The organism is Cytobacillus sp. ABV4_503 (assembly GCF_056158445.1).
On the sequence record NZ_JBSWTH010000001.1, the window covers coordinates 2,425,040 to 2,448,005 of the forward strand.

Consider the following 22,966-nt stretch of genomic DNA (forward strand, 5'->3'; position numbering starts at 1 on the left):
TCCCCCTAATTGGCAAACCCATAGGAATCTGCAAAAAACTCCAGGCCGCAATGCCGCGTTTCACGTGAAAGTCCGCTTTCCTTTAGGCCCGGGAAGTCCAGATGGAGATCCTGAAAAACGGTATGATTATTATGGAAAACGGCGCCGGCCTCTAACCGGTCTGCAAATTCGATTGCTTTGGATTCATCTGATGTCCAAACAGAAGCCCTTAAACCAAATTCACTGTCATTTGCAAGGCTGATGACTTCCTCATCCTCTTTAAATGGAAGGATCGGAATGACAGGTCCAAACTGTTCGGCACGAACAATTTCACTTTTCTGATCCACACCGGTAATGATTGAAGGAAGAATGTAATAGCCTTTATCCCAGGAATCAGGATCAAGCTGAATTCCCCCTGTGATGACTGTGGCACCGGATTTTCTGGCGCGTTCGATCAGGCCATTCACATATTCGTACTGAGCCTTATTGTTCAAAGGCCCCATCTCGGCATCAGGCTGAATGCCGTTTCCAACCTTAATATGCTGAAATTCTTTTCTAAGCTTTTCTGCCAGCTCACCGTATCGTGATTCATGGACATAGATCCTTTTAATGGCTGAGCACACCTGGCCTGCTGCCCGGAGAATACCGAAACGCAGGCGCTTAATAGCGCTTTCATCCAGATTGGCATCCTCGAGGATAATTGCCGCATCATTCCCGCCAAGCTCCATGTAGACATTTTTCACTGTGCCTGAAGCAGCACGCATGATTTCTTTGCCAGTCTCCGTACTGCCGACAAATGCAATGGTCCGGATTCGCGAATCTGAGCAAAGCTTATTGCCAATAACCCTTCCTGAACCAGTCACAACATTAATGACTCCGTCAGGGAAATAAGAAGCTACTGTCTTGAGAAATGACATGATCGTTAGCGGACAGCTCGTCGCCGGCTTTACAACGACTGTGTTTCCGGCAAGAACAGCCGGAATCACCCGCTTAAACGTAAGGATCATTGGTGAGTTCCATGGAGAGATCACCGCCGTTACACCACGGGGACGCTTGCGGATTTGAACCTTCTGGGAACCGGGAATGGATTCAGGCTTCCACCATTCCAGCAGCTCATCGGCAGCTTCCTTCATAATATCGACACAGCGCAGAAGGTCTTTTTTCGCTTCCACCAGCACTTTTCCATTTTCTCGGATCAGCAAGGTTACGTTCTCTTCGACACTTGCTTTAATCTCGTCCGCAGCCAGCTTCATCCGGTTAGCCCGATCCTCAATCTCACTTTTCGACCAGGTTTCAAAAGCTTTTGCTGCTGCTGAAATGGCCAATTCAACCTGCTCTTCTGTACATAAAGCAACTTCGCCCACGACTTCCTGATGATCAGCCGGATTTATAACATTTGTCTTTTTTTCTGCCTGGATCCATTTTCCGCTTATTAAATATTTTCCTGAAACAAATGGATACGTTGAAATCATCCCAATCACTCCCTTACAGCCTTTTCGGTTTGAAAGCTTCTGCCGCGCCCGGCGGCCCTCCGAATGGTTTCGCCATTGGCCCGACTGCTTCCATATCCACTACAATCATGGATGGTTTTCTCCTGTCCATTGCCTTCTCCAGTTCTGATGCGAATTCTTCAGGAGAACCGATTTTCGCAGAAGCAAATCCCATGGACTGAGCCAGCAAAACGAAATCTGGGCTAACTAAATCGACCGCTACCTGCCGTCCATAGGCTGCATCCTGAATATTCCGGAGAACGCCATATCCTGCATCATCAAACAGGATGACGATTAATGGAAGGTCTTCCTGTACTGCCGTTGCCATTTCACCCACATTAACCATGAAGCCGCCATCTCCAGCTAATAAAACAACTTGTCTATCCTTACATCCCATTTGTGCTCCGATTGCAGTCGGCAAACCTTGCCCAATCCCTCCGCCTGAAGCATGAATGGATGTACGAGGCTGAGATATTTCAAATAATCGGCTGCCCCAGACATTTGCCTGTACCGTAACGTCACGCACCAATACAGTATCCCTCGGGAGCAATTTACGCATAGCATCAGCAATATTTTCATATGGTCCAAGCGTAGCTCTCAGCTGAAGACGCAGTTCTTTTCTTACTGAAAGCACTTCTTCCAAATATTCTTCGGATGGCGTCGTAAATGATTCCTTAGCCAATTCTTCATTTACTTTTCTCAATATAAGCTTAGCATCACCTGCCAGCCCGATGGCAGCCGCATAATTTCTGTTCATTGCCTGCAGGTCAGCATCAATGCTGATATGATTTTCAGGAACTTCTATTTTCCAGTTGGAGGTTTCATTCCCTCTGAATCTGACTCCAATGCTGATCAGGAGATCCGATTTCTTCACTAAATCCTTTGTTAATTCAAAAGATGCAAAGTGGCCAATACACTGAGGATGATCCTCCGGAATGCTGCCCTTGCCTGACTGGCTTGTAATAACGGCTGCCCCGATTCTTTCCGCAAGCTCCTGCAATTCTTTGGAAGCCCCGGCGCTAATGACGCCCCCTCCTGCCCATATGACCGGGCGGCGGGCCTGGCTGACTTTGGTTATCGCCTCTTTTGGAAGATACGATATGGAGCTGTTTTCCTGCACATTCACTTCTTCCAATGAATAATCCTGTATAATCGCAGATTGGAAATCGATTGGGATTTCTACTGAAACAGGCCCTGAAGGTGCAGCAGCAGCTTCCTTAATCGCTTGTCTGATAACCGCTGCTGCCTGTTCAGGCCTTCTTAGCCGCATCGCTTTTTTGCAAGAACCCTCCATTATAGACAGCTGGTCTTTACACTCGTGAATATAGCCTCTGCCCGTTCCCAAATACGGTGATGCAACCTCACCTGTCAAATGAAGGACGGGAACACCCGCTGCCCATGACTCAATCAGTGAACCAGCTGCGTTTCCTGCACCAGTTCCCGTACTCGTGATGACCACTCCTAATTTTCCTGTCGCACGTGCATAACCATCTGCCATATTTGCCGCACCGCTCTCCCCGCGCGAGCATACCAGATGAATACTCCCATCACGAAGGATGGCATCATAGATCGGCATATTATGAATGCTTACAATCCCAAATGCCACCTCAACTCCAGCACGGACGAGTTCCTTCACCACTGCATCTGCTGCAGTAAATTCCATTGACTCATTTGCTTTTGCCGGCGCAATTTCCAATTGTTCCTGTTGGCTCATACTAATCATTCCTGCCTTTGCTTGAAATTAAAGCGCTTTCCCCAGCGCTCCAGCTGTTTCAATGGTTGATCCTGAAACATAACTTGCCTGCTTTGAAGCTAAAAAGAGAATGACACTGGCTACCTCTTCTGCTTCTCCAACCCTGCCCAGCGGAATCTTCCGCTTTGCTGCAAGATCTTTGTAATATTCCTCGGCATCCATATCAGGTGCATTTTTTAATCGTCTGCGTTCCCACTGGTCTGTACGGATTAATCCAAGACTTACGGAGTTGACCAGGATATTGTCTGATGCAAGCTCTTGGGAAAGCGTTTTACTTAAGTTCAGAAGACCTGCCCTTGTAGCAGCTGTAGCAACCATATGTCTTTCAGGTTCCTTTGCGAGCGTCGCATTAATATTAATGATCCTTCCGCCTCCGCTCTTCACCAAATATGGATGAACAGCACGTACCGCATGGATAATGGCAAAATATTTTAACTGAATCTGCTCCTGCCATTGCTCATCTGTAATATCGAAGAAATGGCCCATAACACTTTGTCCGGCTGCATTAACCAAAATATCAATTCCCTGAAATCGGGCTGCTGCCGAATCGACAAAACGGGTAACATCCTCTTTATTTGTTACATCACAAGTGGCAGCAAGAATCGACTCACGGGATCCGAAATGCAATAAATGGTCAAAGGCATTATCCTTCCTCTCTGCATTCCTGCCGCATACTGCCACATTGGCACCTTCCTGAAGGAACATTTCTGCTGTCTTGAGGCCTACTCCAGAAGTCCCGCCCATAATGACTGCTGTTTTTCCTTTTAAACCAAAGTCCATCACGATACCCCTTTCAAATATCTTTAGGTTAATGCTTTCAGGCTGATCCAGCCCGGATCTGGCTTTCCGCCCATCGCCGCACGTGCTTCAGGTTTTGGAGGTCCGGCTATTCCCCATTGATCCATCAGGTGTGGAACCCTTTTCCATACTCGAGCCACCCATTCTTCCTCGTCTTCAATGGTTTCGAGATAACAAGTGTATTCCATGACAAATTTGGCAGGATCCTGGAAGTAACAGAAGATGTTATTTCCCGGTCCATGGCGTCCAGGACCCCAAAGCTCCTGATAGCCTGCCTTTCGGACGTTCGAAATCCCCCGCATAACTTCGTCCACTGTGTCCACCTCATAGGCAATATGATTGACAGATGCATGCTGGTCCTGGTTGAAGGCAATTGAGTGATGCTTCCTGTTGCAGCGGAGGAAGGACATTTGGTGTTCGCTCCAATCAGTAACCTTAAATCCTAAAATATTTGTATAAAAGTCTGTAATCATATCCAGGTCTGCCGTATTCATGACAACATGATTCAGCTTCACCGGATCAACATTCTTCTTATTCCAGATTGTCGTGTGCATTTCCACCCATGCTGAAAGTTCAATGCAGCGGTTTTCCGGATCAGCAAAGCGTAGCCCGTACCCTTTACCTTCTTCATCTAAATAGCCCGGCGGTGAAATAATCGGGATCCCCTTGGAAGCCAGAATCTCCGCAGCCCTGTCAACGGCGTTCTTATCAACCATTCCAAATGCAATATGATGAAGCCCCGCTTTTTCTCCCCGCTTCAAATGTAAAATATGATTCTCTGAACCAGCACCTCTGAAATAGACAGAATCCCCATCTTCGGATACCTTATCAAGACCCCAAATCTTCTCGTAAAATTCAGCCTGCTCCTCAAGAACTGGAGTAATGAGACTAATGTGCCTCAAGTGAGTAATGCCTAACATCCCATGCACCTCCAAAGTAATAAGTCTTTCATTCAATCAGTTGCATGCAGCCATGTGTATCAGGAAACCTTTTTTGTTAAAGGAACCGGGATGACCCGGCAAATTTAAGTGTTAGCGGTCCATCCCGGTAATATTTATTAGATTGCCAGTTTGCTTGAAAACGATTATTTTCCGTTGATAATGGCTTCTCTTTCTTTCGCACGCTGAATGCGAAGCTCCTCAAGAGCACTCCCCTTCGGATATGTAGGAAGATTTGGTTTTACGGCACCAAGCATAACCAGCATTAACGCTTCTTCATCGCCATCATTATGAATGCCGCGGTACACTCCTGGTGGAGAACTGATGCAATCGCGTTCATTCAGACGAATTTCATGAACTTCTTCCTTCCCTACTTCCTGGATAAGAGCCTTTACACTCCCCTTAAGAATAAAGAATACTTCTTCCACATCATCGTGAAGATGAAGAGGTCCAACACATCCAGCTGGAAGGACCATCGTGCTGAGTGTGAAATGTTCCGCTGCAATTACATTTGAATCATTATTCGCTGTTGCTCCGCGGCCAATATATCTCATTTGCGCCCTTTTATACTTTGGATCAATTTCTTCCTGAAATTTAAGAACATTCCAGTCCAGTGATCGGTCTTCCAGCCTTGCTACATATTTTTTTTCAAAAGCCTGCACATCAAATTTTTCAGCTGACATTTAATATCACTCCTAAACTATTATTATGTTTTATATACAAAACAATGTTTTACTTACAGGTTAATAATAAATCCCAATATTTAATATGTCAATTAAAAATATTGAGAAAAATTAAATTATTGAAACTTTGTTTTAAATATAAAACTATTATACGATTACTTTTCTATTTGCAGGAATCTGTTCTATCCGAAGCTCCGCTGCCTCTTTTTTGATTGTGAAAATATAAGCGATGAAGCCCAGGCTCGCTGCAATAATAAGCATAACGATAGATGGGCCAAAATCCCCGCCTGCAAGGTCTCTCATCCATCCCATGATATAGCTTGAAAATCCGCCTAAAATATTTGTGAATCCCATAAGACCGGCAGCGCGCCCTGCTGTTTCCGGGGTCGAAAATTTCACTATAAATAAATTGCTTAAATGGAAGACTCCGCCTTGAGTTCCCATTGCGAGTCCCATACAAATACCTGCCAGAACCGGATGCGGTGCAAAAATAGCTGCTGTTAAGAATACTGCCGTTAAACTGAACAGAATCGTGGCCAGCAAGCTTGGACGTCTTGTTTTGTCTGCCAAAAATCCGCAGGATAATACAAACCCTAGAGCAAAAAGCCAGGATAATGAGGTAATCCCTGTCATTGCTTCTCTTGAGAAACTTTTCGCCTCAACGAGATAAGTAGGCAGCCAGATGCTTATTCCGAAAAACAAAAACGATGACATTAACATGCCAAACCAAACGATCCAGTAGCGATAGTCCTGGGCAAAGCTTTTCTTTGGTTTTTCAGTGCCATCAGACTTGCGGATATACGCAAGCTCTTCCTTATCAATTGCATAATGCTCTTCAGGAGTATCCCGGGTAAGGAACCAAAACATTGGAATAACAATAAATAGATTAAAAGCAGCCAGGAAGAAAAACGCAGCTTCCCAATGGAAAGTGGCAAGCACTAAAGTCAATATAACGGCACCACAGGCAGGTCCGAAATAATTGCCTGCGAGCCAGGTAGACTGTGCCCGGCCAAGTTCCCGTTGGTTAAACCAATTCGAAATGAATTTTCCGCAAACCGGAATCATCATCCCTTCACCGAATCCAAGAATAACCCTGCTGACTAAAAACATCTCATAGGAAGTTGACAAACCGCCTGCAATCATGGTCGCAGTCCAAATTACCAGCCCGAATACAGCGGTTTTCCGCGGGCCTGCTTTATCAATAACAAAGCCCCAGAAAATGTTTGAAACGGCGTAAGAGATTGTAAAGATAAATGTTATTAAGCCAATTTTGGCGTTTTTGTCTGCCCCTGTTAGCCCCAGATCACTAAGGAAGCCAGGATCCGTTTGAATAACCGAGATTCCCAGTTTATCAATTTGTCCAAAAAACCAGAAAAAGAATATAGGCACAGCAATATAGAGCCATCTTTTGTTCCCCTTCAGCATTTGTGATCCCCTTTCAAGAAACATATTCATTTTTTGTAACCGCTTTCAATTACATTCGATTCTCAAATATTATACTTCATAAGAAAAAAATTTTTTGGTGGTATTTTTTGCCCTCCTTTCAGCCATTCTTCGTTTTATATATAAAACAATGTTTACCACTTATTAATAGTGTAAAGTTTTTCGAAAATTGAGTCAATAAAAAATTTCAATTTGTTTTATTTGCTAAATGATGTTTTATATACAAAACAAAAAAGCTTGCAGTGCTGCAAGCTTTTAACCATTTCTTTTTATTCCTATAGATGATATCCCATATAGCCTGATAACTTTTTTGAAATCTCAAGCACTTTAGGCAGCGCTACTTGTTCAATAAACTCATCATGGAATGTTGCCTCTGTTGCTACAACATTAATAGCAGCCATAATGCTGCCGGATTTATCAAATATCGGTGCCGCTACCGATTGAATCCCATGGTGAAGCTCTCCTTTTGTAATGGAGTATCCATTTCCCCTGATTATTTCAATTTCATTTTGAAAATCAGCAAGGGACGTTTTGGTCCGATCCGTATACGGCTTCAATTCGGACCCATAAAAAAGCTGTTTCAGCTTTTCCTGCGGCTGATAGGCAAGCAGCAATTTTCCATTTGCGGTTGCATGAGCCGGGAGCCTCAGTCCGATATTGACATTAATAGCAGATACCCCTCTGACAGGAGCACTGCCAACATACACCACTTCATTCCCATCCAGAATGGATAAATGGCAGGAAGCCCCTGTTTCATCTCTTAATGTTTCCAAATAAGGCTGGGCAATTTCCGGAAGTTTTAACGTACTTAAATAGGAAAAGCCCAATTCCAATACCTGGGGCGTTAAACTATATCTCTTTGAGTTTTCGTCCTGGTCAAGATAACCAAGCGATTGGAGGGTATACAATAATCGATACGGGACCGTTCGGCTAACATTCAATTCTTTTGCAATTTCAACCAATGACAGAGTTGGACGCTCTTCATTAAAGAGCTTTAAGATTTCCAGTCCCCGTACCAGTGCATTGGCATTATACCGCTCTTTTTCCTCTTTTGCCATGCAAGTCACCCCCTGTGTTTACATTTTTACTAACATATTAACAAAACCAGGATAGAAATAGGAAGTATTTCTCTATGGTTACCTTTCTGCTAATTCTTCTTTTTTGTATGCTCCCTGCAGGAAATTCAAAATAAGGGCATTAAAATAGTCCGGATTCTCCTGATAGCATAAATGCCCTGTTTTCGGAATGGTTTTCAGAATTGAATTTGGGATGTACTGATGGAAAATTTCTGATTCGCTTACAGGAGTAACCTTATCCAATGCCCCGCAAATAACAAGGACAGGAACAGGAATGGAAGGCAGAATATCCATTTGATTTAAATTTGAAAGTGAAAAAGCCACAGAGCGATAGCCCATCGGCCTCACCTGGGACATGATGCGTTCTGCTTCCTTCTTTACTGCTGGATCCGGGTTTGGCGCAAGAAGCTCTTTTACTCTTAACTGAGCCAATTCCTTTGGATCCAATGTATCAATATTATGTAAGCGGTTCTTCAGCTTTCTTTCGTTTTCTTCATGACTCTGCCCAGCGGCACCGCGAGTGGCATCTGCAATAATCAGCCTGGTCACCATATCGGGATAACGGCTGCAGAAATCAAGCGCGATGGCTGAGCCCATTGAATGGCCTAATAGATTAACAGATTGATAATGCAGCCCTTCAATAAAGCCCTTCAAAACATCAGCAAATTGGCTGAACTGTGTAAATTCCTCCCCAGGATCAGAGCTCTTGCCATAGCCGGGCGCATCCCAGGCAATAACAGTAAATTCCTTACTCAGCCCTTCCAGCTGCTTTTTCCAGGATTGTGAATTGTTTCCCAGTCCATGAAGAATAACAAGCGGCTCACCATTTCCTTCTACTTCATAATGAATAGTTAAATCATTGACATCAATAAATGGCATTTTATTAACCTCCACACATGTTTGTTTTGTAAGTAAAACATCGTTTCGGTTAACCTAATCATAAATCATATTCTGGAATAGTCAACTGAATAATCAAAATATATTATATCCATTAACTCATTGCCCATTAAGATTTAGTTAACACCTTTTCAGTCCTTCCTAAAAACAAGTGTAAACTGCATTATATATCAGGTTGACAAACTTTTATGTAAACCATAAAATAAAACCAGTTAACCTATTAATCTGTATTGGAGAGTTATTATGAAAGTTAAAGAGATGACATTTGTAGCACTATTTGCGGCTGTTATGGGAGCACTCGGTCTTGTTCCTCCTATCATGCTATCTTTTACACCCGTTCCGATTACCTTGCAGACACTTGGAGTCCTTTTGGCCGGCGGTATTCTAGGCGCAAGGCTTGGCGGAATCAGCATGGCATTGTTTTTACTCTTGGTTGCTGCCGGTGCACCATTATTATCGGGTGGCCGCGGCGGCATTGGGGTTTTCTTCGGGCCAAGTGCAGGGTATTTGATTGCCTATCCGATTACCGCATTTTTTATCGGCTATTTACTTTCACGCTTCAAAACTTTAAAATTAATGAAGATCCTGCTCATAAACCTGACTGCCGGAATATTCCTAATCTATCTATTTGGCATTCCGGTACAGGCATTTATGATGAACATTCCTTTAGCTGATGCAATCAAATTAAGCCTTGTTTATATCCCTGGAGATGTGTTAAAAGCAACCCTCGCCTCATTCCTGGTTTACAGGCTGCTAAAGCATCCGATAATCAATAAGCAATTTTCTAAATCTCTGGAGACACTTTAAGGTGTCTCCTTTTCCATAAGGAGAGGAACAACCCGTTGACTAATATTACAGCTAATATACAAAAACTCGCTGAAGAATCTCCATCTAAAGCCGCATTCATTTCAAAAAGCCAAACTTTAAGCTATAAAGAATGGAGCTCTCATCTCAGCAAAACCGCTAACTGGCTTAATTCTCTATCTGTAACCAATAAAACTGCAGCAATCCTGCTGCCAAATGGAATTCCTTTTCTGCAATTATTCATAGGTGCCTCCATGGCTGGATGGACAGCTGTACCTTTCGACTTAAAATGGAAAGCCGAAGAACTTAACCAGCGAATCGAAATATCCAGCCCTGCTATCGTGATCACAGTTAAAGAATACTATGATCAGATTGCCCTCCTTCACCCTTTCGTGCTTATCTGGGAGGATGCCCTGGAGGAAATCTGCGGTCAGAGCACTAATTTTCACATCGATTCAGAAACTAACCGCCCATTTTATATGGGATTTACTTCAGGAACGACCGGAAGCCCAAAAGCTTTTATCCGTTCCCATAGTTCCTGGGCGGCCAGCTTCGAGGTGAACCATTATGATTTTAAGATGGATGAGAAAGAGCACGTACTGATACCAGGGGCACTTATCCATTCTCATTTCTTGTATGGTGCGGTAAGTACGCTCTGTACGGGCGGAACGGTTCACCTGCTCGAAAAATTCAGTGCACCACAAGTTCTCTCATGTATCGAGGAGCAGCCCATCAGCACACTTTATACAGTTCCGACGATGGTTTCAGCTATTTTAAGAGAAAAAAGAATCATAGATAAACCGATAAAAATCTTTTCCTCAGGTGCGAAATGGGATGAAACGTCGAAGCTGGAAATCAGCAAAATATTCCCCCAGCTCTCCATGATCGAATTTTATGGAGCGAGTGAATTGAGCTATGTAACATTTCTTGCTGATGAGGATAAGGCAGGATCAGTCGGAAAACCCTGCCATGGTGTTGAAATCGAAATTAGAGGAACAGACAGCAGGAAGCTCGCTCCTTATGAAATTGGCAAAATATATGTCAGAAGCGAACTTATTTTCGATGGTTACCTTTCAAATGAAATAATCCATTCCATAAGGGATCAGGATGGATGGGCCACCGTTGATGATATGGGCTATGTTGATGATGAAGGATATTTATACATCAGCGGGAGGCAAAAGAACATGATTTTATATGGGGCAATTAATATCTTTCCTGAAGAAATTGAAAAAGTGATCAGTTTGCACCCGGATGTCGAGGAGGCTGCTGTGATTGGACTGGAGGATCAATATTGGGGGCAAATTGCAGCTGCGGTTATCAAAGGCAAAACGGATGTCCTTGAGTTAAAGCGACTATGTAAAAAACATCTAGCCTCCTACAAAGTACCGCGCAAATGGATCTTCACTGAAGAAATGCCCTACACAGCCGGCGGAAAAATTGCCCGTGCCCAGCTGAAGGAATCCATCGAAAGAAAGGTGATTAGCCATTAAGAAGGCAGTGATTGTACAGGCAAAAAGAACACCTATCGGAAAAGTAAATGGGATGCTTAAAGACTATGAACCTCATGAAATCGCTGCCCCGCTTCTAAATTATCTGGCTGCAGGTATAGAAGAAAAAATTGATGATGTCATCTTGGGCAATGTCGTTGGACCTGGCGGAAATGTAGCACGCTTGTCAGCATTGGAAGCAGGACTCCCTCTGTCTGTTCCGGGCTTAACCCTGGACAGGCAATGCAGTGCGGGTCTTGAAGCCATTCGCTTGGCATGCTATTCCATCCAGGGAGGTGCAGGGACTTGTTATATAGCGGGTGGTACGGAAAGTGCCAGCACCTCTCCCTTTTCCAAAAGGGCCCGATTCTCCCCGGACAAAATCGGAGACCCCGATATGGGTGCAGCAGCGGAAAATGTGGCCGAGATGTACAGCATATCAAGGGAAAGTCAGGATACATACGCACAATTGAGCTATGAACGGAGCTGGAAGGCCTTTGAAAATGGACTGCTGACAGAGGAAATGATCCCAATTGGAAGCCATCTGCATGATGAAGAGTTTTTTAGAAAAAGAAAAATGGAGACTCTTCTTAAACGTGCAAAGCCTATATTTAAAAAGGATGGCACTGTAACAGCAGCCAACAGCTGCGGCATCCATGACGGGGCATCTGCTGTGCTGGTCATGGAAGAAGAAACAGCTATTAAAAATGGATACAGGCCCATTCTGCGTTTTGCCGATAGTTCAGTAGCTGGTGTACACCCCAACTATCCGGGATCTGCGCCTGTCCCAGCAATACAAGCGATCCTGGAAAGAAATTATTTAACGATTGACGATATTGATTTAATAGAAATTAATGAAGCATTCGCCTCAAAAATTGCTGCATGCTCCAATGAGCTCTCAATTCCATATGAAAAACTGAATGTTAATGGAGGCGCTCTAACAATTGGCCATCCTTATGGAGCTTCAGGTGCTGTAATGGTTACAAAATTATTTCATGATGTCCAAAGAAGATCTCCTTCCAAATATGTATTAGCTGCCATTGGAAGCGGAGGAGGCGTCGGGGTTGCTGTTTTGTTTGAAGGTGTATAATAAAACTGTACGTAAGCCTGGAGTATTGTTATTCCAGGTTTTTTGAATAATCAACGATAAATTCGACATATTAGCACAAGAATATCACCTGCTAGCATTTTGCTATTCGACACATATCAGCTGATATCATCATGATAACAGGTTATTTTCTTTATTAATGCAGCAAAATCATACAGTTTCATCAGCTGCCTGGATTATAACATAAGCGCCCAGAGAAGCACCAATGAATTCCAGCCATCCCCCTGCTGCCAGAAGCAGTCTTTTTTGTATGCTCTCTTCATCTTCTATAAGAATTCCTAAAGCGTCAAGGATGGCCGATACGGATATTAATGAGTAGCCCAGTGTCTCGAGATTGCTGAGCATATTGTTCTCCTCGTTTGCCACTCCCGCAGCTTCCAATGCTGCCCCCATCGATTGAATGGTACTGCCCAGTGAATTAAAGCCTGACACAGAGACTGATGGATTTTGAATTTCGATATTGTTTGCAGCTGTGTTGATTGAATTGCCGCCTGCCTGTGTAAAGCTACCGATAATTCCATATAAATTAGCAGCTTCTTCATTACCTTCAGCCACGCTTATTCTGCCAAATCCCTGCAGGCTATTGCCAACTGCCTGGACTCCGTTTCCGTCGCGTATTAATTTTTTGTTGAAATTGTTTTCATCTGGCTTCATGGTTTCACCAATCGCAGAAATAAATGTGCCCGCAACCAAAAAATACGCTCCGATAGTTAATAGATCATCTCCTTCAAGATACATGATTACCCCTCTCTAAAGAAGTTCTTCATTTAGCCACACAGAAGGTTTTGAGTCAGCTTCATTGTTTTCTTCACTGCTCTCAGAAGTGCTATCAGAAGTTATCTCCTGATTTTCCTCCTGAATCTGGCCAATTACTGATAAAACAGAGCCGACTGCCTGAATCCAGCTTCCAACGGCAATAATATTATTTGCGCTGTCTCCCGATTCTCCCAGCTCTTTTTCCTTGAGATTTATCGTGCCCCCATATGCCTGAAGGGAATTGCCAATCGATTGAAGAAGATTGCCATTTATATTAAAAATCTGACCGGCTGCAGTGGGATCTTCAAATTCATCTCCAAGTGCTGCCGCTCCGCCAAGAGCCTGAAGCCAGTTTCCTGCGATCACTAATTTCTCTTCATTTTCATCCTCTAAGTCTAAAGTTAATCCGGCGATGACAGTACTGTTTCCGATTGCCTGTATCTCATTCCCGACCTTTTCAAGTGACGGTCCGCTTTGCCCATCCGCCTGAAGAGCGTTACCTGTTCCTTGGAGGCTGTTTCCCACGATATCAAGGCCATCAAAGAGTTTTTCCATTTTTTCTGACTTTGCGGGTATGGTTGAGACAGCTGAAATGATCGTTCCGATCGCAGCTAAAGTCGCTCCGACGATCTCTTTTAGTTGATTGTCCATAACATACTCCTTAGCTGACGTATGTTAAATTATATTCAATTAATAAATAAGGGGTACGGAGTTGTGTAAATGATGGGAAGCAGTCCGGGGTCCGATAAAATGAATTAGAATGCAGACTGGGATTTGATGGCCAAGAAAACAGCGAACCAAAATGCTTCGGGATGAGTCCGCTGTGCTTTATACTTTTGCTCCTTCAAGTGTTCGCATCTTCCATTGATACAAGCAAAAATTTTCAGCTTAGAGTTTTGTTATTAATCCTTCCCATTGCAATGGTGCTGTAATATCTGCCATCAGACAGCTGTTTATCCATTTTTAATATTCCTTCAATTTCGAAGCCATTTTGCTCATAAAGCTTAATCGCCTTCTCGTTTGTTTCAAGAACATTTAAAGTAATCTTCTTGATATGATTGGAGTCCGCCCATTGAATAGACTGAACTAAAAGATTTTTTCCAATAGCAAAGCCCCAGAATTCCTTGAGTACACATACTCCAAATTCCACTTTATGTCCGCTTCTTTTCAGTTCGCTGCCTTCACATCTGGAGAAGCCGGCAATTTTCCCATTCACTTCAGCAACCAAAAATAGGTTCCGGCCACTAATGGAATCTTTATTAACTAACTCTTTAAAATCAGTTTCATCTATGTATGCTTCGCCTGCTTCGCGGTCCATGTTCTCCGTTTCTCCATCAATCTGCACCCTTACTGCAGATAGTTCCTTTGCATCTTCCTCGACAGCAGATCTTATAATATAGTTTAAATTTTTAACAATGTATTCTTTTGGTTTTATAATCATAAAATTCCCTCTCTTTTTATTTTGAGAAATGTCACGAAGTTCAAGAAAAAGAGCCGATTCTCCTCCATAAAAGAATGGCTCATACAGTTAATTAATGCTCGCCTTCTGTATAGATTTGAAAATTCACTCCGAATTTGTCGATTACGCTGCCATATGCAGGGCTGAAAAATGTTTCCTGAAGAGGCATCGTCACTTGTCCGTCCTGCTGCAGTGCTTCAAAAAATTTCTTCGATTTTTGAGAATCTGATGTAGAGAGGCAAATGGTCACCTGATTGCCTATTTGATGACTCTGGCCAGGGAATGTATCGCTAAACATGAGTTCGTTCTCCCCAACCTTTAAAGTTGCATGCATAATGCGGTTCTTTGCATCTTCTGGAAGTGGATATTCAGGGTTTTCCGGCCCTTCCTCAAATGTTTGCTTATACAGAACTTCCGCTTCGAGCGCTTCTCTGTAAAATTCAATTGCTTCAGTCGCATTTCCGTCCATCACTAAATAAGGAATCACTTTTACTGTCATCTTAATCAGCTCCCATAATTTTTTCATTTTTCTTAACATTTATTACAAAATTGATTTTACTACAAAGAACGTACGTTCGCAACTGTTATTTAAAAAAATAAATATAATCGGTCTATTTTATTCACTAAGTCTATATTTTATAGGAAAGGTGCAATAACTTGTACCACATTCCATAGAAAAAAGGTGTGATGAGAGTGTTTACGGTGTATTATCTTGATGGGAGAAATGTTTTATTAAATCAGCTTCGCAACAGTGTTCCAAATGAAGGTGAAGAGGTTAAGATCAAAGGACGAAAAGGCAAAGTGACCAGTGTAACGGCAGTAGAGGAAAGAAAAATCCATATTCAGGTAGAGCTTGAAAGTGTGAATAAAGCGAAGCTTGCAGCAGAAGATGATAAAAAGAAAAAGAAAAAGCGATGAGAAAAACCCGCCAAATTCTGCGGGTTTTTCATATTAGTGCAATGTTTCTCTGATTTCCTGCATTTTTTTCCTGATTAGAGGATAAAAATTATTCTTAGCGCTTGCAGTCGAATTCCCGCCAAAGAATTCGGTGCCGGGACAGGTTTTCACAGCATGCCCATGACTGCTGTCCAGCACCCGCTCACCTGAGTTAATATCCCACCAATGATGATAGGTGATGCTGTCTATGGATGGTGCCAGGCCATATTTCATCATCAGGAGAGCTGTGACTGTCACGATTGTTTCTTTTTGTTCACCAGTCATATGATTATCGTCAAAATTCCCGAGATTTTCAATCGCTATCGCATCCGCTTCAATCTTGTGCATAGCTTCTTTATTCTGAAGTCCAAATGATCCTTCCGGTGCTATATCGAACGGCCTCCCCACTGCCACCTTTCCATCCGGGAAAGTCGTCAGCTGCTGGCTGATCATACTCCACTTCATGCCGCTTATATGATACTCCTCCATTCCCTTCATTAAAGCAAAATGATTTGAGCCATTGAACTGTTTGTAAGAAGGCTGATAAGTGTGATGCTGCTGAACTTTAGCCACTTTTCTCGTGAACTTCTGATTGAATATCCAATCCCGGAATTCCTCTCTTGTCATGAGGACAAACTTTCCATTCATGGACAATTTCCTGGGAACAATCCTTAGCTTTTGCCCTGCATTTATGGAACTGGATGATAGCCCATTTGCTGACTTAATAATCGGCACGGCTGAATCATATTTTTCCGCCAGCATCCAAAGTGTATCTCCGTGTGCTACTTTGTACATGATTGGAACACGGAGCTTTTGCCCTATTAAAAGCCTGTCTGACTGCAAACCGTTGTATTGCTTCAAGTCCCCTGCGGTTGATCCATATTTTTTTGCAATTAATGTCAGGGTATCCCCCTGCTTTACCTCATAAATATTGCGGGGATTGTTTTCTGCATGTACAGAGATCCAATTGAATTGCCAGATTAATGCAAGACTAAAGACTAGAAAAATGCATTTTTTCATTCTCAATGTCCTTTCCATTCGTTTTTATTATTTTTATTTAACTAAAGGAATTTATCCTAACTTTTTGGCATGACCAAAAATCTGCAGGGTATTTTCTATAGCAGGGAAAACTAAAAAAAAATGTAAGGTGTGTATCAGCATGAAAAATGATTACTTCTCAGAGGTTTGTGTACCTGTTCAGATTCCTGTTGGATTCAGGCCGGCAGAAATAGAACAATCAGATTTTACTTTCGACCGTGAAGACCGATTTATCGATTACCGGCTCGAAAAAGATGGGCAGGATTATGATGTCAGCGTGGATGACAATGGGCAGTGGTATTTTTTCACTTCATTCGTTTGTGATTCACTGGATGAGCTTAAGCTTTCCAGACAGATCTTCAGGCCGCCCTATTTAAAGAAGGAGGAATTGCCCCTAGCGGATTTAATGGAGAAAATACAAATCAGGCCGTTATACGAAGGACATGATAAAGCATACGGGCACGCTTTTGCTTTATCAGATAACCTGTCTTCTGTCCCTGCATTTCGGCAGGCAAGAATGGCCAATTATGATGGTTCGGATGATCCCGCGATAATTAAAAAAATCCATTATATCCAAAATGAATACAAGGGTAAAAGCACACGGTTTATTTCAGGATTTGAGACACGTTCTTTTGCGTCCATCACGGAAAATGATTACTATGCCAGGGAAATACACCTGCCGAATAATGCTAGAATTTATTTGAAACTGTTTGTTTACTTTTCAAGATATGGTATTCTTCCTTCACAGCAGATGATGCCGCGCTTTCTGGCGAATTTGTGGGCGTCTGCTCAGAGTTTGAATACTGCGGCCAACCCTGCCCTTTATAGAGAAGAAAATATAGAAACATATTAGGGCAGCTGCACTCAGCCGCAGCTGCCCTTCAACTTAGCCTGATGTCCCCATTTCTTTTATTGAGACGTTAACGCTGAATTTAACCGGAATCTCGCTAAACGTTTCATCCCAATTATTTTTAACCTTATTCCACACTTGAGGATAACTGATTTGAAGACTTCTTCCAAATCCCAGGACATCCATTTTATACTCTTCCTGCGTTTTCGCTAATACATTTTTTACCAGACGCTCAATTTCTTTTTCTGCAGCTTTTTCCGCCCTTTTCATGTACTTGCTGTCAAATGCTTTTCCACTGATATCCCAATGCTCACCTATACGCCCTTCAGTTTCAATTTTAACAGTGAAAGAAATCGAATCTCCTTTTACAGTGGGTTTTATTTTACTTTTCATCGATAAACTCTCATATACAATTGGCAGATGCGCTTCATCATCATAGCTCCTTACAAGCCCGCCTTTCCCTTTCCCTGTTATCCAGGATACTCCTTCAGTTTCCTGATCATTCAAGAATGCACGGAGAGTCTTCGTATTTCCGTCAATCATTGCAGCACCTGTAAGCTTTCTATCATTATTTTCTGTCGCAACTGTCTGCAAGAGAAAGCTATTTCCTGAATTCAGCTGCCCTTCTATTTTGGCTATTGGCGTGGGAGTAAGGATTTTCGTGGTCCGTTCCATACCTTGTACCATTTCGACAACCTGGATTGCAGGAATAACAGTTGCCTCGGCAGATTCCAGGGTTTTACTTGCACTGCCTTTGGCAATAACAATTAGCGTACTTGGCCGCATCTCCTGTTCTCTGCGAAAAAAATCGAGCACCTGTTCAAGATTATAGCTGCGGGCAAGTTCCTCCCCAATAACGATGACTTTGGCATGTTCTCCAAAAGCACGTTTGTCAATTCGCAGAATCATATTTCTCAAAGCAGGGAGAACCGCATCTCCTGTTTCCGTAATATTTTTATATGCCCTCACTTGTGATTGCCCGCCATTCATTGCATTATTGGCTGTCTCTGCCGTAATAAGCTGATTCGTCAATTTGAAAACATCACCATTGGTCATGCCTCTTTGGCGATCTTCAAATTCCCCTTCATTGTCCAAGTCAATGGCCGTACCTATTATAAGTCCAAGCTCCTCGATTTCCTTGCTGCTCCAGCAGCCGGATAAAAATATAACCACCAGTATAAAAAGCAGGACTTTCTGAGTCAGTTTCATGCTTTACCACCCTTTATTTTTGAAATGATAAGCAAGGCGATGGGCAAAACACCAAATAATAAAAGAGCCGTATTTCCAATCATATCGCCCATTGCAAACACTTCATTCATATTGGCAGGAATCATTCCTATGAGGTAAATAACAGGCATCAGGCCAAACTGAAATGGTCCGATTTTCTTTTTAAAGATTTGAGAAAGACCCAGCGAAGCTGCATAAAAGGTGATAGTAAAGGTTGTAAAGATCTGCATGATCCAAATAGTCAGCAATAAAGACTCAAATCTTTCAAAAATGAGCCCTTGGATTTCAAAACTTCGGATCAGATCTATCGTTGGCCAGGTTTTCGTTAAGACGCCATCCACAGACAGTGCTCCAATAACCATAACCACTGTAATCAAATAAAAGCACATTGAAGTTCCTGTGCCAACTAAGACTACCTTCACTGCCTGTGATGGCTTATCCATAAAAGCGACAATGACAAGCATAATCTCGATTCCTAAGAAAGCGACAACTGTCGTACTCACACCTTTTATAATAGGAGTTATTCCTGAACCTAAAACCGGACGGAGATTATCAAGTTCAAAGATTCCCATACTCATGCTGATGACAATTAGAAAAATGATTACGGTAATCGGAAGAATCAGTTCAAATAAACGGGCAATTGGGTCAATGCCCCCGACGATGAGATAAAGGCCTATCCACATAAATGGCATAATGATCGCCCAAATAGGGGTGCCTTCAAGCAAAAATAAACTTGTTACCTCTGAAAGTACCCTTACTTCATAGGCAGCAAGGCTAAAGAAATAAATGACCATGACCAGACTGAGGAAACTGCCGATCCATTTGCCTGCTATTTCCTGACTATATTTATAAATGGTCCTGCCAGGATACCTTTGGCTAAGCTTCGCGATTATTACCCCTGATCCCATTGCTAATAGACCGCCTAGAATTACTGTTATCCAAACATCAGGCGATTTCAATTTTTCTGCTGATGATCGCGGTAAGGTAAGTATGCCTGCAGCAAGAATATAATTAACCAGGATGACAGCTGCTTGAAGACTTGAAAGCTTCTCCTTTGAACCGATTTTCAAGCGGATAACCTCCTGTGAAATAGTCTATCTTTTCCGAGTCGGATCTTTTGGATGAAACATACTTGGCCTTTCTTTCAATACTTTTAAAGGGAATCGTACGATAAAGTCCTTCCAGTCACTAAGCCGGTAAGGAACGGCCAGACTGATATAGGGGACACCAAAACTCTTGAGCTTGACTAAATGACTGCTGATAAAAAGGAAAAACAAAATAACTCCATATAAACCAAAAACAGCAGCAAAAAACATGCAGGCAAAACGAAGATAGCGCAGAGAAATCCCTAAGCTATATTCAGGAATAGCAAAAGATGAAATGGCGGTAACCGCAACAACAATGACCATAATTGGGCTTACGATTCCTGCTGAAACTGCTGCTTCCCCAATAATTAAAGCGCCGACAATGCCGATTGCAGGACCAATTGGCTTTGGCAGCCTCAGCCCGGCCTCACGAAGAATTTCTATTGCCACTTCCATAATTAGAGCTTCTATTATAGAAGGAAAAGGAACCCCGTCCCTGGTGCCGATAATGGACATCGCTAATTTAGTCGGGATCAGTCCCTGGTGGAACGAGACAAAAGATATGTACAGCGCAGGTCCAAAAAGAGATATAAAGATGGCAATAAAACGCAATAATCGGATGAGCGAGCCGGAAATCCAGCGTTCATAATAATCCTCAGAGGCTTGAAGCATCATGCTGAATGTTACAGGAACCAGGAGTGCAAATGGGGTGCCATCCAGCAAAATGGCCACTCTCCCTTCCATTAAAGCAGCATTTACCCTGTCAGGCCGTTCAGTATTCTGCACCTGGGGAAAAGGACTAATGTAATTATCCTCAATAAGCTGTTCTACATACCCTGATTCCATCACATTGTCGATGTCAATTTCCCGGATTCTCGATTTTACTTCCTCAACTATTGATGGATTTGCAATATCTTCAATATAAGCAACAATAAGGTCCTTTTTTGAGCGCTTTCCGACTATAAACTTTGAGAATATCAGCTTTTCCGTTCCTCCATTTCTCCTTAATAGAGCTGTATTATCACTAAGATTTTCTGTGAAGCCTTCACGCGGCCCTCTGACAGCCTGCTCGGAAACAGGCTCTTCAATATTTCGTGTTTTCCCCTTTGCGGTAGCCAATATAAGCATTTTTGAGGATCCATCCAGGAGAAGTACAGCAGAGCCCTTTAAGATTTGCGGTACCGTTTCTTTTATAATAGAGGCAGTATAAATATCACTGAGGGATAGGATATGATTTTTTATATAATCGACTGTGAATTTCTCATTTACCTCATGGCTGCCAAAATGCTGTGTATCTGTAAAATCCTGCATTAGCGACTTCATGATATGTTTATCAATCAGCTCTTTATCTGAAAGGCCGTCAATAAAGATTAGTGCACCCCGAATACTCGTCAGCCCAATATTAAACTCCCGAAAATGAACGTCTGAATTATGGCCAATCTCCTTTTCGAATACTTCCAGATCTTTATGAATATCACCAGAAAGGCTATAAGCAGTTTCACCTTCATTTATCCCGCCATGTTTCCTGATGCTGTTTTTTAGTGGTTTCTTTTTTATCTGGTAAATTTTCATTTTAAAGAACCATCCTTTGAAGGCCCGATTTTGCGAAATAATGCTGAAATCCCTAAAGGTACAATTAGCACTGCAAAACTCTGGAAGAGAATCTCCCAATCAGGCAGATGGGAAACGATAGCTTTCCACATTTTATTCACCCTTTAAATCAGCTAAAATGCTGCTGAACGGTACAGGAATTATTACTGATGTGATTAGGCTTCCACTTCATTCATTCAAACATCCATTCAAATACCATGTTTAAAGAAATTTTTATAGAGCTCTCAATGCAGTTTTTTTGTTTTTTTATGTAAGCGTATCCATTTCGCCACAAAGAGCCATTTTCCGACCTTTCAGCGCAAGAAAAGTCTAATCCTGCGCTTTCCCGAGAAATACGAAAAGCGCAAAGCGCCTTGCCCGCCCCGACACCTAAAGGGGGCAGGCTGCTTGCACTAGACAGTTATCGAAGTTTATAACTTTAACAAATATTAAATGAAAAAAGCGGGGAATAATTTCCCCGCTCATTTGCCGTCTGTAATTTCTTTGAATATTTCATATGATCGTTTTTGTTTTTCTTCATCATAGATATAAGAAACCGCCATGATTTCGTCAACATTGTACATATCCTGGAACTGTTCCAGCTGCCCTTTGACTGTTTCTTTGCTCCCCATTAAGGTCACGCTTGACATTCCCTCTGCCGCTTCCTTCTCCATTGGGTTCCAGATCGAATCCAAGTCCTCAACTGGCGGGCTCAATTTCATGGAAGTTCCTCTGACAACATTCAAGAAGAACTGCTTCATCGTGGTTGATAAGAATTCGGCTTCCTCATCCGTTTCCGCTGCAATGACATTTAAGCAAACCATCATATATGGTTTATCGAGATACTTAGAAGGCTTAAAGTTGGCACGGTAGATCCGGATGGCATCCTCCATCCATCTTGGCGCAAAGTGTGAGGCAAATACATAAGGAAGCCCCAGCTCAGCAGCCAAATAGGCAGAATCTGTCGAAGAGCCAAGAATATAAATTGGAATGTTCGTTTCCACTCCCGGGTGTGCTTTTACATAACTTTGCTCCTCTAATGGACCAAAGTATGTCAGCAGCTGCTTCACATCTTCCGGGAATGTATAAACAGAATCATTTTTCGAGCGGCGAAGCGCATTAGCCGTCATCATATCCGTACCAGGTGCCCTTCCAAGACCAAGATCGACACGATCTGGATAAATGGTCGCCATCGTTCCGAACTGCTCGGCAACAACTAATGGTGCATGGTTCGGCAGCATAATTCCGCCGGAGCCGATTCGAATGGTTTTTGTATGTTCCAATGCATGCTTTATAAGTATAGCAGTGGCAGAACTGACCAGTGTCGGAGTATTATGATGCTCCGCAATCCAATAGCGTTTGTAGCCCATCTCCTCTGTTGCCTGAGCCAGATCAACCAGATCCTCGATCGCCTGTCTGCTTTCCTTCCCCTCTCGTATTGGGGCAAGATTCAAAACAGAAACAGGTATTTGTATATTTGTCATTTTATTGTCTCCTTCATGAAGAATTGATTTTATTTTAACAACCGAAATAAATTTAGGAAAATATAATGCTTAGTGTGAGCAAAAT

The 22,966-nt window shown here is 42.6% G+C and carries 23 protein-coding genes; 5 read left to right on the forward strand and 18 right to left on the reverse strand.

The window, feature by feature from the left end:
* Window positions 1-5: 5 nt before the first annotated feature.
* The 8 genes from ACXAD1_RS12165 to ACXAD1_RS12200 all read right to left on the reverse strand — a co-directional run bounded on the left by ACXAD1_RS12165 (window position 6) and on the right by ACXAD1_RS12200 (window position 9,039).
* Window positions 6-1,451, reverse strand: coding sequence for an aldehyde dehydrogenase family protein (locus tag ACXAD1_RS12165; RefSeq protein ID WP_474910134.1), 1,446 nt, complete (start codon window positions 1,449-1,451; stop codon window positions 6-8).
* Between the two features lie 13 nt (window positions 1,452-1,464).
* Window positions 1,465-3,183, reverse strand: coding sequence for a thiamine pyrophosphate-binding protein (locus ACXAD1_RS12170; RefSeq protein WP_474910135.1), 1,719 nt, complete (start codon window positions 3,181-3,183; stop codon window positions 1,465-1,467).
* A gap of 27 nt (window positions 3,184-3,210) precedes the next feature.
* Window positions 3,211-4,002 (reverse strand): SDR family oxidoreductase, encoded by a 792-nt coding sequence (locus ACXAD1_RS12175; protein WP_206839401.1) that lies wholly within the window; start codon window positions 4,000-4,002, stop codon window positions 3,211-3,213.
* Window positions 4,003-4,025: 23 nt separating this feature from the next.
* Complete coding sequence (locus ACXAD1_RS12180) at window positions 4,026-4,940, reverse strand: VOC family protein (RefSeq protein WP_474910136.1); 915 nt, start codon at window positions 4,938-4,940, stop codon at window positions 4,026-4,028.
* A 164-nt stretch (window positions 4,941-5,104) separates the two neighbouring features.
* Window positions 5,105-5,641, reverse strand: a complete 537-nt coding sequence (locus tag ACXAD1_RS12185; RefSeq protein WP_035329812.1) for a cupin domain-containing protein — start codon at window positions 5,639-5,641, stop codon at window positions 5,105-5,107.
* A 147-nt stretch (window positions 5,642-5,788) separates the two neighbouring features.
* Window positions 5,789-7,066 carry an MFS transporter gene (locus ACXAD1_RS12190; RefSeq protein ID WP_474910137.1) on the reverse strand — a complete coding sequence of 426 codons (1,278 nt, stop codon included), beginning with the start codon at window positions 7,064-7,066 and terminating at the stop codon, window positions 5,789-5,791.
* Window positions 7,067-7,359: 293 nt separating this feature from the next.
* Window positions 7,360-8,142 carry an IclR family transcriptional regulator gene (locus ACXAD1_RS12195; RefSeq protein ID WP_035329809.1) on the reverse strand — a complete coding sequence of 261 codons (783 nt, stop codon included), beginning with the start codon at window positions 8,140-8,142 and terminating at the stop codon, window positions 7,360-7,362.
* A gap of 78 nt (window positions 8,143-8,220) precedes the next feature.
* Complete coding sequence (locus ACXAD1_RS12200) at window positions 8,221-9,039, reverse strand: alpha/beta fold hydrolase (RefSeq protein ID WP_474910138.1); 819 nt, start codon at window positions 9,037-9,039, stop codon at window positions 8,221-8,223.
* Window positions 9,040-9,300: 261 nt separating this feature from the next.
* Here ACXAD1_RS12200 and ACXAD1_RS12205 point away from each other — a divergent pair, with 261 nt between their 5' ends.
* The 3 genes from ACXAD1_RS12205 to ACXAD1_RS12215 are packed head-to-tail and all read left to right on the forward strand — an operon-like array spanning window position 9,301 to window position 12,438.
* Entirely contained in the window at window positions 9,301-9,864 is a 564-nt protein-coding gene (locus ACXAD1_RS12205; protein ID WP_474910139.1) for a biotin transporter BioY, read from the forward strand.
* A 35-nt stretch (window positions 9,865-9,899) separates the two neighbouring features.
* Complete coding sequence (locus tag ACXAD1_RS12210; RefSeq protein WP_474910140.1) at window positions 9,900-11,351, forward strand: AMP-binding protein; 1,452 nt, start codon at window positions 9,900-9,902, stop codon at window positions 11,349-11,351.
* A complete protein-coding gene (locus tag ACXAD1_RS12215; RefSeq protein ID WP_474911301.1) occupies window positions 11,347-12,438 on the forward strand; it encodes an acetyl-CoA C-acyltransferase in 1,092 nt (363 codons plus the stop codon). The genes ACXAD1_RS12210 and ACXAD1_RS12215 overlap by 5 nt, the downstream gene beginning before the upstream one ends.
* 168 nt (window positions 12,439-12,606) lie before the next feature.
* Here ACXAD1_RS12215 and ACXAD1_RS12220 read toward each other — a convergent pair whose 3' ends face one another.
* The 4 genes from ACXAD1_RS12220 to ACXAD1_RS12235 form a co-directional block, all read right to left on the reverse strand.
* Complete coding sequence (locus ACXAD1_RS12220) at window positions 12,607-13,194, reverse strand: DUF6944 family repetitive protein (protein ID WP_474910141.1); 588 nt, start codon at window positions 13,192-13,194, stop codon at window positions 12,607-12,609.
* A gap of 12 nt (window positions 13,195-13,206) precedes the next feature.
* Window positions 13,207-13,863, reverse strand: a complete 657-nt coding sequence (locus tag ACXAD1_RS12225) for a DUF6944 family repetitive protein (protein WP_206839387.1) — start codon at window positions 13,861-13,863, stop codon at window positions 13,207-13,209.
* Window positions 13,864-14,095: 232 nt separating this feature from the next.
* Window positions 14,096-14,653, reverse strand: coding sequence for an N-acetyltransferase family protein (locus ACXAD1_RS12230; protein WP_474910142.1), 558 nt, complete (start codon window positions 14,651-14,653; stop codon window positions 14,096-14,098).
* Between the two features lie 91 nt (window positions 14,654-14,744).
* Window positions 14,745-15,170, reverse strand: coding sequence for a VOC family protein (locus ACXAD1_RS12235; RefSeq protein WP_474910143.1), 426 nt, complete (start codon window positions 15,168-15,170; stop codon window positions 14,745-14,747).
* Between the two features lie 188 nt (window positions 15,171-15,358).
* Between ACXAD1_RS12235 and ACXAD1_RS12240 the strand changes: the two genes are divergently transcribed.
* Window positions 15,359-15,589, forward strand: coding sequence for a hypothetical protein (locus tag ACXAD1_RS12240; RefSeq protein WP_211202532.1), 231 nt, complete (start codon window positions 15,359-15,361; stop codon window positions 15,587-15,589).
* A gap of 33 nt (window positions 15,590-15,622) precedes the next feature.
* On the opposite strand, the gene ACXAD1_RS12245 is transcribed toward ACXAD1_RS12240, so the two are convergent.
* The gene (locus ACXAD1_RS12245) at window positions 15,623-16,627 is read right to left on the reverse strand and encodes a LysM peptidoglycan-binding domain-containing protein (RefSeq protein WP_474910144.1); all 1,005 of its coding nucleotides are present in this window, start codon (window positions 16,625-16,627) and stop codon (window positions 15,623-15,625) included.
* A gap of 139 nt (window positions 16,628-16,766) precedes the next feature.
* On the opposite strand from ACXAD1_RS12245, the gene ACXAD1_RS12250 reads away from it, so the two are divergent.
* Window positions 16,767-17,498: a hypothetical protein gene (locus ACXAD1_RS12250; RefSeq protein ID WP_474910145.1), complete on the forward strand. Its 732-nt coding sequence runs from the start codon at window positions 16,767-16,769 to the stop codon at window positions 17,496-17,498.
* 33 nt (window positions 17,499-17,531) lie between these two features.
* On the opposite strand, the gene ACXAD1_RS12255 is transcribed toward ACXAD1_RS12250, so the two are convergent.
* From ACXAD1_RS12255 to ACXAD1_RS12275, 5 genes are all read right to left on the reverse strand, one after another.
* Window positions 17,532-18,704 (reverse strand): Ger(x)C family spore germination protein, encoded by a 1,173-nt coding sequence (locus tag ACXAD1_RS12255; RefSeq protein ID WP_474910146.1) that lies wholly within the window; start codon window positions 18,702-18,704, stop codon window positions 17,532-17,534.
* On the reverse strand, window positions 18,701-19,792 hold the full coding sequence (locus ACXAD1_RS12260; RefSeq protein WP_474910147.1) for a spore germination protein: 1,092 nt from the start codon (window positions 19,790-19,792) through the stop codon (window positions 18,701-18,703). Before ACXAD1_RS12260 ends, ACXAD1_RS12255 begins: the two co-directional genes overlap by 4 nt.
* A 24-nt stretch (window positions 19,793-19,816) precedes the next feature.
* On the reverse strand, window positions 19,817-21,379 hold the full coding sequence (locus tag ACXAD1_RS12265) for a spore germination protein (RefSeq protein ID WP_474910148.1): 1,563 nt from the start codon (window positions 21,377-21,379) through the stop codon (window positions 19,817-19,819).
* Window positions 21,376-21,510 carry a hypothetical protein gene (locus ACXAD1_RS12270; protein ID WP_474910149.1) on the reverse strand — a complete coding sequence of 45 codons (135 nt, stop codon included), beginning with the start codon at window positions 21,508-21,510 and terminating at the stop codon, window positions 21,376-21,378. Before ACXAD1_RS12270 ends, ACXAD1_RS12265 begins: the two co-directional genes overlap by 4 nt.
* Window positions 21,511-21,879: 369 nt before the next feature.
* On the reverse strand, window positions 21,880-22,881 hold the full coding sequence (locus ACXAD1_RS12275) for an LLM class flavin-dependent oxidoreductase (protein WP_474910150.1): 1,002 nt from the start codon (window positions 22,879-22,881) through the stop codon (window positions 21,880-21,882).
* Between the last annotated feature and the right edge of the window lie 85 nt (window positions 22,882-22,966).